Genomic DNA, 13,155 nt, shown 5'->3' on the forward strand with positions numbered 1-13,155 from the left:
CCTTCGGGGTTCTGGGCAACCGAGACCTCACGGGGCGTCAGATGTCGTGGCAGGGAGGGGTGCAGGCCGTTTCGGCGCAGCTTATTTGGGTCTTGTCGCAGCCGATGTCGGTTTTAGGGAGGCACCCCCCGCAGGTGCTCTCACACGTGGGCACACTGCATCCGGTGTCGTAGCACGTGTCACATGTCATGGACGCACAGGTACAGGTGTAAAAGCCCTGCGTATGACACTGCCCCCGAAAGTCGGTGTCGCACTCGTAGCACGAGTACGCCGTCCCGCCAGTATCTCCGAAGAGGGCAATTCTCGGAGGCCCGCGTCGAAGATCAAGATCGAATTCGTCCGGCGGGCGTGCCTTCATGGTATGTGTGTAGTCGACATCGGCACCCTTCTTCAGCGTGATCTGAGTAGCTTGCGTCCCGAGAAACGGTGCCCTGTCCGCGGGAATCTGCAGGCTGTGCAGGGCATCCTCGGCAGAGAATTCTACGAAGTAGTCGAGTTTCTCCGTGAAGTAAAGGCGTCTGCGGCCGGGCCGGTCACTGTCCCCGAGAAGCCCCTTCAGGGTCACTCCGGCAGTCGGCGGCCGTGAGGGCTCAGGGCGTACCCTCTCGACGAGAGGGTCCTGCGGGCCTTCGACATCCCTGGAACCACGCCTGTTCGCGGGGTCGACCATGATGTGCTCCCCACACGATTCGGATGGCCCGACGTCGACGGCCGGGGCCTCCGTACTCGCTTCCATTCTTTCCCTGCCGGGGCAGGGCTGCCAGTCGGCCGGCCCCGTTGGCCATCGGCCGCCCTAACAGCCCGTCTCGTTCGGCGGGTTCGCTCCTGGCGTGGGGCTCGTGGAGCGGCTGGTGCCGGACGAGCTGTGGGAGCTGTTCCAGCGGGGGATGCCGTCGGTGCCGGTGCGGCCGCAGGGCGGCGGCCGTCGTCGGCATGGCGATCGGGAAGTGCTGGCGGCGATCGTGTGCGTGGCCACGTCTTGGATGTAGGTGGCAGCAGTTGCCCTCCGCGTTCTTGCGGTTGGCGGTCTTGCGTAGGGATTGCCGCCCGGCCGCAGCCGGCGCCGGTGGCGCGCCGCGGCGGCACAACGCGTGGACCGCCCACACGGTGACGCCCGGTCACCACCGTCCGTTCCCGGCGCACCATTCTTGGCCAGGGCAGCGGTGGACTCGGACATCACGCCCACCGGCGGGCTGCACATCGTCTCGGGCCGCCTGTCGCGGACGAAGTGCAGCAGGGCTGCCGGCATGTTGCCAGTCAGCGGCGGTGCCACATCGGGAAGGAGGACCGCCACCTCAGTGGGCGGGGGCTGGGCGAAACGTCCGGCTCTCCTCGGCCGAGGCGTGGGTATGGGGGAACATCATCGCGCGACCCACTTCTCTGACGTCGGTGCTCGTTCGCAGCACGGACCGCGCCCAAGGCCTTTTGCGGGACAGCTCTTGGCCTTTGCGCTTCCCCCTGGCTCCCGAACTCGCCGGCGCGGGCGAGTCGGCCCGACCATAAAGCACCACTAAAGTCTCTCTAAAGCAATGACGGAAGAGGGTGTGTTTCGGCTCGATCGTAAGCGAATTAATTTGCCTTGATTTTGATTACCGATCAGTATGCGATCGCGAGTCCGCTCGACCTCCGGGTGCTGACCCATGAAGCATCGAGTCGCGGTAACCGGGAGTTACAGGCGACGGGGAATATATCCCCATGTAGGAGACTTTAGTGGGCTTGATGCACGCGCATTATACCTGATCTTCTTTGTGCTCATGTGAATGTCGCGCGAATAAAAGCTTGACGCCTCCCCGGGGCTTCGCTCATCATATTCGGGAATTCGCCTTCAGTGTACTATGGCGGCAAATGAGAAGGGTTTCGGAAATCGAATAAACGGGGGGTAAATGAGATTCCGAATTCTTGGCCCATTAGAGGTGGCGACGGATCATGGCGAGGGGGCAACGCCACAGGCGCTCAAGCTTCGATCGCTCCTGGCCACTCTGTGCGTTCACGCTGACCGCGTCGTACCCACGCAGCGTCTCATCAATGCTCTTTGGGCGGGAGCGCCTCCGCGCACGGCCTCCACTGCCCTCCAGGTATACATTTCGAAACTGCGGAGACATTTCGGAAATCTGGGCGTCGGTTCCTCGATCATCACTACCCAGTCGCCAGGATATGCACTCCGACTCAAGCATCATTCGCTGGACTTGAGGCAGTTTGATTCCACAGTCCTTCAGGCGCGTGAGGCTGTGCACGCCGGTCTTCCGCGCGAAGCCGCACAGCTGCTCTCCGAAGCGGTCCAACTGTGGAACGGTCCGGCGCTCGCTGATGTGAGGGCCACTCCCGCCCTCAACGGTTACGCGCGGCAATTGGAGGAGAGGCGCAATGCTACGTACGAGCAGCGTCTGGAACTGGAACTCGGGCTCGGTCGTCACAGCGAACTGATGGGTGAATTATACGGACTCGTGCACGATCACCCGATGTGGGAGAACCTGCACGCCTACCTTATGATCGCGCTTTATCGAAGCGGGCGGATTCGGGAATGCCTGAAGGTTTACAGCAACATCAGACAGGCCCTCGTCGAGGAAATAGGAGTGGAACCATGTGCCCTGCTGCGGAACCTGCACCATGCAGTCCTCAGCAGAGAATCTCGGCTCGACGACCCCGGCCGAGGCCTGTTGATCTCCTCCCCGTCCTGATCCGGGACAGCCCTCAGGCCTGCAGCTCCGCCGCCGGTTCGCGACGGTCCAATCCGTGTGCGGCCGCCTGAACACGGGTGGAGTCGGTGCCGTGTTGCCCCGGGCGGTTGAGCAGGCTCGCCTCCCACATCCGATCCGGGCGCAGATCCAGCAGACACCCGTCGCGCGGGTTCAGCGGCCCGGGGTGCGGCGACGCAGGAAGTTCAGCACGGTGGCCTTGAAGACGGGTTCGCCCGCCGGGTCGAGCAGCTCGGCGAGCGAGCGGACGAGCCCGCGATCGGGCTTGGAGTTCGAGGCCTTGGCCTCCAGCACGGTGACGCGAAGGGTCAGCACGTCGCCCGGGCGGACGGGACGCAGCCAGCGCAGCTCGTCCACCCCGGGGCCACCCAGGCTCGCCACGCTGGACAGGTAGTGCCGGGCGAACAGCCGCATCATCAGCGCCGCGGTCTGCCAACCGCTCGCGATCAGACCGCCGAACGGCCCGTCGGCCGCGGCGACCGGATCGACGTGGAAGAACTGCGGGTCGTATTCCTTGGCGAACTCGACGATTTGGCTCTCGTCGACTGACGCGGTGCCGAACACATAGGTCGAACCCGGCACGTAGTCTTCGAAGTAGCGCTGGTCGATCGGGGTGGTCAACAACTGCTCATCGGTGGCCTGAACCATACCGCCGTGATTCCTTCCCTGCGTCGACTCTGATCGCGGGCAGTCTAGGCGTTTCCCCCGGGGAAGGTGTGTCGGCCATGGGACCTTTTCGGTTCGGGCACCGATCGGGTGATGCGGCCGGAGTGAAACGCACCGAGCTCCGGACGGTTGAGCGAGAGTCTGACGCGCCAACTCGCCCGCCAGGAAGCTCGGTTGCCTGCGCGAACACGCCACTCTTCCCGAGACACGCCACTCTTCCCGAGACACGCCACTCTTCCCGAGGCGCGCCACTTTTCCCGAGGCACGCCACTCTTCCCGAGAGCTGCGGGGTGCTGGAGCAACATGGCACCGCTCGCGCCCCTGTCTGCTCCGTGATCACCCTCCTCGCCCGCAGGGCTGCGGAGTTGACCCGGGGTTTGCCCGAGGTGAAGGCAAGCGCGCAGTGCGTGCTGGTCGACGGCACCCTGGCCGAGTGCGACCCGGTCGGTGACGGCCGCGGCGACCACTCAGCAAGTCCCGCCGCCACGGCGTGAACCTGCAGGTCATCACCGACCCGAGCGGGAAGACCGGCGGTTCGTCGGGCAGGGCTTCGGTACAGGCCAGGCGGGAGTGGTCGTGCCGGGCGGTGTACAGGTAGGCGTATCCGGTGCCGTTGCGGCGGTGCCGGCCTTCATCCGGTGCGCGTCGATTTCGGCTCCACGGCGAGAAGATCCGCGTCCGCAGCCGGGGAGGACGGGATATCGATCGGCCGAGTGAGTGACAACAAGGGGCCGGTCATCGCCGTGGTGACGACCGCCATCACCACCATGAGCGAATACAGTTCGCCGTCGAGAAGTCCGAGTTGACGGCCGGTGGTGAGAATGATCAGTTCGGTCAGCCCGCGAGTGTTCATCAGCGCGCCCATACCCCACGCCTGCCGGTTTCCCAGCCCGGCGAGGCGTGCGCCGAGGAATCCGCCGCCGATCTTGCCGCTGACGGCGGCCACCAGGATCAATGCGAGCACGCCGGCCCCGCTCCCGCCGATGCTGGAGAGATCCACCTGCAACCCGGCGACGACGAAGTAGACCGGAAGCAGCAGGCCACCGGTCCGCTTGGCGAAGCGGGCGATTTCGGCGCAGCCTTCGGGGTCGTCGCGCGGCAGCAGGAGACCGAACACGAAGGCGCCGAAGATGAAATGCTGGCCGAGGAACTCGGTGATCGCGCCCGAGGCCAGCGCGCCGACGAAGACCACGACGAACCGGTCCCGATGTGGCCGCAGCGAATTCCACAGCAGGCGGCGCAGCAGGGGGCGGGCCGCGACCAGCACGGCCGCGTACGGGGCGAGGAGAAGCAGCCTCCAAGGGCTCGCCCCGGAGGGGTTGACCACGGTGACGACGAGGATCAGCAGCGACCAGGCGACCACATCGGCGATCGACGCCGCCGCCAGCGCGAGCGTGCCCAGCCTGGTGTGCTGCATCGCGTGGTCGGTCAGGATCCTGGCCAGCACCGGGAACGCGGTGACCGATAGGGCCACGGCGAGGAACAGGACGAACCCCATGGGCTGGCGCGGGTGGTATCGCCCGGCGAGGAGCAGGCCGAGGCCACCACCGAGCAACAGCGGCAGCGCCGTGGCCGACAACGCGACGCTCACCGCCGCCCGCATGCCGCCGGTGCGGCCGTGGTCGACCTCAAGCCCTACGGCGAACATGAAGAGCGCGACACCGATGCTGGCCAGCGCGCCCAGTGCCGGCCGCACCTCCGTCGGGATCAGCGTCTTCGCGAGCGCGCCGTGCAGCAGCGTGGGCCCGAGCAGGATGCCGGCGACGATCTCGCCGACCACCGCGGGCTGGGCGAGCCGCATGGCAAGCGCGCCGCACAGCCGGGCCAGCACCACGATCAGGACCAGGTCGGCGAACAGTAAGGCGGCTGCGCTCATGGCTCCCTCTCCACCCCATCGAAGAAATCGATGAGCAACTCGTTGACCTCACCAGGGCGTTCGAGGAACCCGAAGTGCCCGCAGCCCGGCAGTTCCACGAACCGGGCGCGGGGGATCGCGCGGGCGACCGCGGCGCCCTCGGCGGGCGGCATGATGACGTCCCGGCCGAACGAGATCACCAGGGTTGGCACGCGAATGCTGCTCAGCTCGGCCAGCCGGTCGTAGCCGAGGGTCGCCTCGTAGTGCGCAGCCGCACCCGCTCCGCCGGGGCGGAACAGCTGGTAGCTCGTCAGCCACTCGCCGACGAAGGCGTCGTCCGCGAGGGTTTCCGGGCCGAACAGTTGCGCCATGTATGAGGTCGCCTCGAACAGCGCCGTGTTCCGGCTGCCGTCCCGCATCGCCTGTGCGTGGCCGCGGCCGAGCGCTTCCCGGTAGGCGTCGGTACGCCCGCGGGTGCCCAGCAGGCCGAGCGCGGTCACCAGTTCGGACCGGGCCACCGCGAGCTCCTGGGCGATCAGTGCGCCCAGCGAGGCGCCGGCCACCCGGCACGGGCCGAGCCCCAGCGCGGTGATCAGCGCCGCCACGTCGGAGACCAGGTCAAAGAGGCCGAAGGGTTTCGGCAGGCCCACCGACGTGGTGTGCCGCAGCTCCGGGACGACCACCACATACCCGGCCGCGACGAGCGCGGGCACCTGGTGGCGCGTCCAGATCGAGCCTCGGGAGGCGGCCGGCGGGATCAGCAGCATCGGCTCACCGCCAGTACCGTGGACGCCGTAGGACAGGGTGAGTCCGTCCAGCTCTCGTTCTGCCACGAAGCCGCCGTTCCGTGTCTCGCCGCGGCTCAGCGCTCTTCGCGGCCGATGCCGAGCGGCTTGGTCACCAGGTAAAGGCCCGACGCGGCGTCGTGGAGATCGCTCGGGTCGATACGCAGAGGCGCGAGGTTCGAGGGTCCGGCCTCGTCCGCATCCACCCGCTGCTGCGCCCGCTCCGCCTCCTCGATCAGCTCGGTCATGGCCCCGGTACCGTCGGCGCCCCCCGCGTCGCGCAAGTCGCTCAGGCCGGCCACGATCTCGACGAAGGCGGCGTTCGACCGGTCGCCGGCGAGCCGTTCCTTCTCCCGCACCATGCGTTGGGCCAGCCAGAAGTAGCTGTCCTTGCCCTCGTACTGCTCGTAGACACCGGAAACCAGTACCAGCAGCCGCGCGTAGGCGTTGCGGTACAACGTTTCGTAGAACGCCGCGGCCTCGGTCTCGGTGACCTCGCCGCGGATGGTGGCCAGGATCGACGCCGAGGCGAGCATGGCGCTGTAGAGCGCGAGGTGCACGCCGGTGGACAGCAGAGGGTCGAGGAAGCAGGCGGCATCGCCCACCTCGAAGAACCCCGGGCCGCAGAACTGGTCGGCGACGTAGGAGAAGTCCTGTTCGATCCGCACGGGCTCGGTGAACTCCGCGCCGGCCATCAAGTCGCGGACGGTTTCGGACTCGTCGACGACGCTCAGCAACATCTCGCGCGCAGACTCGTACTTCGGGCGCTTCTCGAGGAAGTTCTTCTGATGCGTGACGAATCCGACGCTGTGCACACCGCCGCGCAGCGGGATCACCCAGTACCAGCCCTCGGGGTGCGAGATGACGTCGATCCCGCCGGCGGGGGTGTTCGGTAGGGTCTTGCCGCCCTTCCAGTAGCCCCAGATCGCTACATTGCGGAAGATCTCGTGCGGGCTGCGGTTCCGGAAGTGCTGGGCCGAGAGCACCCCGGCCCGCCCGGACGCGTCGATGACGTAGTCGCACTCGGTCCGGACGAGCTCGCCCCCCTGTGCGGGGTCGGTCCATTCCACGGCGCAAGCGCGAGCACCGTCGAAGAGCACGCGCTTGACGGTGGCGCCTTCGCGCACGTCGGCGCCCTGCTCGACCGCATGGTCCAGCAGGATCTTGTCGAAGTGGTCTCGCTCAACCTGCCACGAGGAGACGTTGGTGCCGAACAGTTCCGACCAGTCGATGGTCCAGTCCTCCTCGGCGCCCCAGCGCAACAGCGCGCCGCGCTTGGCCGGGTAGCCCTGCGCATCGATCTTGTCCACGACACCGGACAGCCCGAGCACGACCCGGCAGGACGAGGCAAGCGATTCACCGATGTGGTAGCGGGGGAACCGTTCGCGCTCCAGGAGCAGTACGTCGACTCCGTTGCGGGCGAGCAGTGCCGCCGCAGTCGAGCCGCCGGGGCCGCCCCCGATCACCAGCACCTTCTTGGTCATGTGACTCCCCTTGGCCGTGAATGGGTGTTCCGGACACCGGCGCGCACCGGGTTACCGATAATTCGGCTCGCCCGCCCGGCAGAATGCGGAATGGGCACGTGAATTCGCCGAGCTCGTCGTCCGCCGACCATATTGACGACCGTTCCGCGATGTCAAGGCGGAATTAGTTTACTGTCGCGCAAGGGCCGCTTAATAGTCGTTAAAGCGCCTCTTTAGCGGTCCCTGATAATGTCCACTGGCTATCCGCTGACGTATGTTGGCGTAATTTCCGTTCGGATTCTGTGGGGGGTTGATGTCCAGCGTCGACGAAAATTCTGGCTGCGGCTTCGTGACCGGCATTTCGCGGGGCATCGGCCGAGCCGTCGCCCTGCGGCTGGCCCAGGAGGGCTATGACGTCGCCGGGTGTTTCCGGTCGGGTGCCGACGAGGCGGCGGCGGTGGCGGACGAGGTCAAGCAGCTCGGTCGGCGTGCCCTGTTCGCCGCGTGTGACGTCAGCGACCGCGAAGCGGTCGAGGACCTCGTGGCGCGGGTGGAAGACGACTTGGGGCCCATCACGGCGCTGGTGCCCAACGCCGGGATCACCCGCAACAGCCCGGCTGCGTTCATGCCGCCCCAGGCCTGGCAGGACGTCATGGACGTGAACCTGAACGGGGTGTGGCACGTCTGCCAGCCGGTGCTGTTCCGGATGATGCGCCGGCGGCGTGGTGCGATCGTCACGATCTCCTCGATCGTCGGTATCCGCGGGTTCGTCACGATGGCCAATTATGCGGCGGGCAAGGCCGGGCTTATCGGGTTGAGCAAGGCGCTGGCGAAGGAGGCCGCGCCCTACGGGATCCGGGTCAACGTCGTTGCGCCGGGGATAACGGAAACCGCGTTGCTGGCGGACATCCCGGAGAAGGCACGGCCCAAGGCGCTGGAGAATATCCCGCTCGGCCGTTTCGCCAAGCCGGAGGAGATCGCCGACGCCGTCACATTCCTGCTGTCGGACCGGGCGTCTTACGTGACCGGGCAGGTGCTTCAGGTGGACGGTGGCGCCGCGATGTAGCGGCGCCGCCCCGGCGAGACAGGAGTGACATGGCTATCGGCATTCTGGGCCTCGACTCGTACCTGCCCGACCGGGTGGTGACGAACGCCGAGGTCGCGGACTGGGCGGGCACGACCGAGGAGTGGATCAAGGCCACGACCGGCGTCGAGGAGCGTCGCTATGCAGCGGCCAAGGAGGCGACGTCCGATCTGGCCGTCGCCGCCGCGCTGGAGGTGCTCGACGAGGAGACGCGGGGCAAGCTGGCCGCGATCGTGCTGGCGACCTCCACCCCGGACCAGCCGCAGCCCGCGACGGCTGCGCTCGTGCAGCGGAAACTGGGCCTGCCGGGCGTGCCCGCGTACGACCTGAACGCGGTGTGCTCGGGATTCCTCTACGCGCTGACGGTGGCCGAAGCGGTGCTCGCCCGCTGGTCCCCGGAGGCGCGTGCGCTGGTGATCGGTGCGGACAAGTACTCAACGATCATGAACCGGGCCGACCGGCGCACGGTGAGCCTGTTCGGCGACGCCGCGGGGGCGGTCGTGCTCGGCCGGGTCCCCGACGGGTTCGGCATCCAAGCCGCGCACCTGGTCACCGACGGCCAGTACAGCGAGATGATCGAGGTACGGGCGGGCGGGACAAGGATGCCGGACGGGACGCCGGAGGAACGGCTGTTCCGGATGAACGGGTTCACCGTCCGGGAGTATGTGCTGAACGCGCTACCCAAGGCCGTGCGCCAGGTGCTCGACGAGGCCGGAACGGCACTCGGCGAGATCGACCGGTTCGTGCTGCACCAGGCCAATCCGCACCTGATCGAGAGCTGCGCGGCGGAACTGGGCGTGCCGTTGGAGAAGTTCCCGCTCACCTGTGTGGAGCTGGGCAACACCGCGGTCGCATCGGTGCCGGTGACGCTCGCCGCGGCACACCGGCAGCAGCCGCTGCGCCGCGGTGAGCGGATCCTGCTGGCGAGCGTCGGCGGCGGGCTCAGCACCGGCGTCGTCCTGCTCACGTGGTACTGAATTTCCCTTTTGATTCGAGGAGGAGCTGAACACGATGGCAACAACCGCAGGCTGGCACGAAGTAGAGCAGTGGGTACTGGACCAGCAGGACACCCGGGACCGCCGGGACTCACTCGAAGCGGACCTCGACCTCTTCGAAACGGGAATCCTCACGTCCCTGCAGGCGATAGAGCTGCTGGTGGTGATCGAGCGGGCCGGCGGCGAGAAGGTGGACCGCATGGCGATCGAGCCGGACGATTTCCGGACGCTGCGGGCGATGCGGCAGAGGTTCTTCCCCGACCAGGCACACCAGGTTTCCTGAACTCATGGACAGCTATGTGCTGCACGCGGAGCGGCCCGGCGACATGGACAGCCTGGCCGCCTCCCCCCGGCCCCGGCGCGCGCCGGGGCCGGGTGAGGTCGAGATCGAGGTGCGAGCGGCCGGGGTGAACTTCGCCGACGTACTGGTCGTACTGGGCATGGACACGGTGTTCGGCGAGAGCGATGCGCACGAGCTCGGCCTGGACGGGGTGGGCACGGTGGCCCGGGTCGGGTCCGGTGTGCCCGGGCTGCACGTCGGTGACCGGGTGGTCTTCTTCCACGAGGGTGCGTTCGCGTCACACGTGACGGTGCCGACCGAGCTCGTCGTGGCCGCGCCGGCCGCGCTGTCCGACGCCGAAGCGGCCACCCTGCCCGTGGCCTACCTGACCGCCTGGTACGCGCTCGTCCGGTTGGCCGGGCTCGGTGCCGGGGAGACAGCGCTGATCCAGTCGGCGGCGGGCGGTGTCGGTCTCGCAGCGATGAACGTGGCGCGCTTGCACGGGGCCAGGGTGCTGGCAACGAGTGGGACCGAGCGGAAGCGGCAGTACCTGCGGGAGCTCGGCGTCGAGCACGTACTGGACTCGAGGTCGGTCGCGTTTGCCGACGGGGTGCGGGAGATCAGCCCGGACGGCGTCGACGTCGTGCTCAACTCGCTGGCCGGCAAGGCGCAGCAGGCCGGGCTCGGCCTGCTGCGCGTGCACGGCCGGTTCGTCGAGATCGGCAAGCGGGACATCTACGGCGGCGGCACGGTCGAGCTGGCACCATTCCGGCGCAACATCAGCATGCACAGCGTCGATCTGCTGCTGTTGTCGCGGGTGGACCGGCCACTGGTGCAGGCGCTGCTGGCTGAGCTGTCCCCGTTGTGGGCGGACGGGCACCTCGAACCGCTGGCGCACGAGGTGTACCCGATGGGGGAGGCAGCGACCGCGATCCGGACGCTGACGACCGGGCGGCACGTGGGCAAGGTGATCCTCACCGTGGACGGGTCGTGACGGTGTTCTCGTCGCCCGGCGGGCGACAGGGCACGCCCGCCTCGGCGCGGTAGTGAACGACGCGTTGAGGACGTCTGGCGATGCTGTCGGTCTGTTCGGCTGGTGGCATTGAGCCGGACCGTTGCGTTGCCTGTCTCGTCGCCCGTCCAGCCGTCGAAGCCCAGCCGGGCGACGAAACGCACCACGGTGGGTGCACTGACGCCGGCCTGGGAGGCGAGTCCCGAAGCGGACTCCGGCCCGGCCGCCGGGTAGTTGGCCGTCAGCGCCCGGGCGATCTTCCGCTCGGCGGGCGACAGGCCCCGCTCCGCGTGCCGCACCCGCTCGGCACCGTCGCCACCGAACCGGCGTCGCGCCCCGCCGCCTCATCCCGTCGCGCCGGAGCTCCCCCGCACAGTGGCGCATACGCACGGTTACCCGTGCGTGCGCAGGGTTCGCTTCTCCCTGGGGTTCTGTGGAAACCCCGGCTGATCAGGGGTTTCGCCGCTCCGGAGGCAGCAAGAAAAGTCTGGATTGCCTGTTCCGTACGCATTATTTGGGAGTACCCTGAAGGCAGGCCTACGGGGCGAGCGAGGGAGTCCGACCGGACCGGCCTCGGGGAAGGCAGCTCTGGTTGCCGCCGAGGACAGGAAGAAAGGCCGGGCTGAGAGGCCGGAAGGTCGCAAGACCGGACGGCGACCCCTAGCACCTGATCCGGACCATGCCGGCGAAGGGAGCCCACCTCGTAGGTCGTTGGTGTGCGTGGAAGCCGCTGTGCGTTGGTCAGTCGCTGCGCATCAGATCCGCACACTTCTCCCCGATCATCATCGTGGTGATACAGGGGTTCACGGCCGGCAGGAACGGCATCACCGAAGCGTCGGCCACCCGCAGGCCGGTCACGCCCTTGACACGCAAGTGGGGGTCGAGGGGCGTTGCCTGATCATCGGGGGAGCCCATCTGGACGGTGCACGCGGGGTGGTAGACCGTGTTGTGGGTGGCGCGGATGTAGTCGAAGAGGTCCGCGTCGGAGTGGGTCGACGGGCCGGGGGCGAGTTCGGTACCGGCCCACTGGACCATGGGCGTCTGGGAGACGATCTCGCGGGCGAGGCGCAGGCCGTGGGTCATGACGCGGATGTCGTGGTCGTGGGTGAAGTACCGCGGGTCGACCTTGGGCTTGTCGCGGAAGTCGCGGGTGCGCAGCCGGACCGTGCCCAACGAGCGGGCGCGGGTGACGTTCGGAGTGAGGCAGAAGGCGTTCTCCGAGGTGGGGTAGCCGTGGCGGTAGGTGTTCATGTCGAAGGGCACCTGGCCGTAGTGGAACATCAGGTCCGGGCGGTCCAGGCCGGGCTCGGTGTTCGTGAAGATGCCGATCTCCCACCACTGGGTGGACGAGTTGACCATGGGCTGCTTGGCGTCCCACATGATCACGCCCTCCGGGTGGTCCTGGAGACGGGAGCCGACGCCGGGGGAGTCGACGATCGGCTCGACACCGGTGGCCCGCAGATGGGTGGCCGGGCCGATACCGGAGAGCATGAGGAGTTTCGGGGAGTCGATGGCGCCGCAGCAGACGACGGTCTCGCGGCGGGCGTTGACGGTGCGGGTGTGGATCAGGTCGGGGGCGAGATAGTCCACGCCGGTGCAGTGCCGGGCGGAGTCGAAATTCAGGCGCTTGGCCTGGAGCCCGGTGCGTACGTCCAGGTTCCGGCGGGTGCCCATGAGGGGGTGGAGGTAGGACACCGAAGCGGAGGAACGGGTGCCGTCCGGGCGGCAGTTGATCTGGAACCAGTTCGCACCCCGGACGACGGTCCGACCGGTGTTGAACGGTGTGGTCGGGATGCCGGCCGCCACGCAGGCCTCCAGGAGCGCCACCCCGCACGGGTCGTGGGGCGGGACGGTGCGCAGGGTGACCGGGCCGCTGCGGCCGTGGTGGTCACCGGGGGCGTCGTTGTTCTCCAGCCGCTGGTAGAGCGGGAAGCAGTCGGCCGCGCTCCAGCCCGTACAGCCCATCGCGGCCCATTCGTCGAGGTCCTCGGCCGGGGCCCAGAAGGCGATACAGGAGTTGTGCGAGGAGCAGCCGCCGAGCACCTTGGCGCGGGCGTGCCGCATGAAGCTGTTGCCGTTCTCCTGGGGCTCGACCGGATAGTCCCAGTCGTAGCCGGACTCCAGCAGCCCCATCCAGCGGTCCAGGCGCAGCACGTTCTCGTCACCGACGTCGGAGGGGCCGGCCTCCAGAAGGCAGACGGTGGCCGTCGGGTCCTCGCTGAGCCGGGCCGCCACGACGGCACCGGCCGTGCCGCCGCCGACCACGACGTAGTCGAACTCGTCCACAGGGGCCTCTTGGGACATCGCGCCGTCTCCTGA

At 67.9% G+C, this 13,155-nt stretch carries 12 protein-coding genes and 2 pseudogenes; 7 read left to right on the top strand and 7 right to left on the bottom strand.

Going from position 1 to position 13,155, the window contains the following annotated elements; all coding sequences use genetic code 11:
* Positions 1 to 37: 37 nt before the first annotated feature.
* Positions 38 to 670 carry a hypothetical protein gene (locus tag ACF088_RS12580; protein ID WP_392375670.1) on the bottom strand — a complete coding sequence of 211 codons (633 nt, stop codon included), beginning with the start codon at positions 668 to 670 and terminating at the stop codon, positions 38 to 40.
* 160 nt (positions 671 to 830) lie between these two features.
* On the opposite strand from ACF088_RS12580, the pseudogene ACF088_RS12585 reads away from it, so the two are divergent.
* Positions 831 to 1,014, top strand: a pseudogene (locus ACF088_RS12585) (transposase); the annotation flags it as partial.
* A gap of 869 nt (positions 1,015 to 1,883) precedes the next feature.
* On the top strand, positions 1,884 to 2,678 hold the full coding sequence (locus ACF088_RS12590) for a BTAD domain-containing putative transcriptional regulator (protein ID WP_392375671.1): 795 nt from the start codon (positions 1,884 to 1,886) through the stop codon (positions 2,676 to 2,678).
* A 171-nt stretch (positions 2,679 to 2,849) separates the two neighbouring features.
* On the opposite strand, the gene ACF088_RS12595 is transcribed toward ACF088_RS12590, so the two are convergent.
* A complete protein-coding gene (locus ACF088_RS12595) occupies positions 2,850 to 3,344 on the bottom strand; it encodes a MaoC family dehydratase (RefSeq protein WP_392375673.1) in 495 nt (164 codons plus the stop codon).
* Positions 3,345 to 3,694: 350 nt separating this feature from the next.
* On the opposite strand from ACF088_RS12595, the gene ACF088_RS12600 reads away from it, so the two are divergent.
* Positions 3,695 to 3,856, top strand: coding sequence for a hypothetical protein (locus ACF088_RS12600; RefSeq protein ID WP_392375674.1), 162 nt, complete (start codon positions 3,695 to 3,697; stop codon positions 3,854 to 3,856).
* Between the two features lie 137 nt (positions 3,857 to 3,993).
* Here the strand turns inward: ACF088_RS12600 and ACF088_RS12605 are convergent, their stop codons facing one another.
* The 3 genes from ACF088_RS12605 to ACF088_RS12615 are packed head-to-tail and all read right to left on the bottom strand — an operon-like array spanning position 3,994 to position 7,486.
* The gene (locus ACF088_RS12605) at positions 3,994 to 5,196 is read right to left on the bottom strand and encodes a cation:proton antiporter (RefSeq protein WP_392375675.1); all 1,203 of its coding nucleotides are present in this window, start codon (positions 5,194 to 5,196) and stop codon (positions 3,994 to 3,996) included.
* Positions 5,197 to 5,234: 38 nt separating this feature from the next.
* Complete coding sequence (locus ACF088_RS12610; protein ID WP_392375676.1) at positions 5,235 to 6,050, bottom strand: alpha/beta fold hydrolase; 816 nt, start codon at positions 6,048 to 6,050, stop codon at positions 5,235 to 5,237.
* Positions 6,051 to 6,079: 29 nt separating this feature from the next.
* Entirely contained in the window at positions 6,080 to 7,486 is a 1,407-nt protein-coding gene (locus ACF088_RS12615; protein WP_392375677.1) for an NAD(P)/FAD-dependent oxidoreductase, read from the bottom strand.
* A 292-nt stretch (positions 7,487 to 7,778) separates the two neighbouring features.
* Here ACF088_RS12615 and fabG point away from each other — a divergent pair, with 292 nt between their 5' ends.
* The 4 genes from fabG to ACF088_RS12635 are packed head-to-tail and all read left to right on the top strand — an operon-like array spanning position 7,779 to position 10,818.
* The gene (fabG, locus tag ACF088_RS12620) at positions 7,779 to 8,531 is read left to right on the top strand and encodes a 3-oxoacyl-ACP reductase FabG (protein ID WP_392375678.1); all 753 of its coding nucleotides are present in this window, start codon (positions 7,779 to 7,781) and stop codon (positions 8,529 to 8,531) included.
* A gap of 29 nt (positions 8,532 to 8,560) precedes the next feature.
* A complete protein-coding gene (locus ACF088_RS12625; RefSeq protein ID WP_392375679.1) occupies positions 8,561 to 9,526 on the top strand; it encodes a 3-oxoacyl-ACP synthase III family protein in 966 nt (321 codons plus the stop codon).
* A gap of 34 nt (positions 9,527 to 9,560) precedes the next feature.
* Complete coding sequence (locus ACF088_RS12630; RefSeq protein WP_392375680.1) at positions 9,561 to 9,827, top strand: phosphopantetheine-binding protein; 267 nt, start codon at positions 9,561 to 9,563, stop codon at positions 9,825 to 9,827.
* A 4-nt stretch (positions 9,828 to 9,831) separates the two neighbouring features.
* Positions 9,832 to 10,818, top strand: a complete 987-nt coding sequence (locus ACF088_RS12635; RefSeq protein ID WP_392375682.1) for a zinc-binding dehydrogenase — start codon at positions 9,832 to 9,834, stop codon at positions 10,816 to 10,818.
* 155 nt (positions 10,819 to 10,973) lie between these two features.
* Here the strand turns inward: ACF088_RS12635 and ACF088_RS12640 are convergent.
* Positions 10,974 to 11,135, bottom strand: a pseudogene (locus ACF088_RS12640) (MurR/RpiR family transcriptional regulator); the annotation flags it as partial.
* A 442-nt stretch (positions 11,136 to 11,577) separates the two neighbouring features.
* Positions 11,578 to 13,140 (bottom strand): GMC family oxidoreductase, encoded by a 1,563-nt coding sequence (locus ACF088_RS12645; RefSeq protein WP_392375683.1) that lies wholly within the window; start codon positions 13,138 to 13,140, stop codon positions 11,578 to 11,580.
* Between the last annotated feature and the right edge of the window lie 15 nt (positions 13,141 to 13,155).

Origin of the sequence: Streptomyces sp. NPDC015125, assembly GCF_043080045.1 — a bacterium.
In the GTDB taxonomy this organism is placed as follows: domain Bacteria; phylum Actinomycetota; class Actinomycetes; order Streptomycetales; family Streptomycetaceae; genus Streptomyces.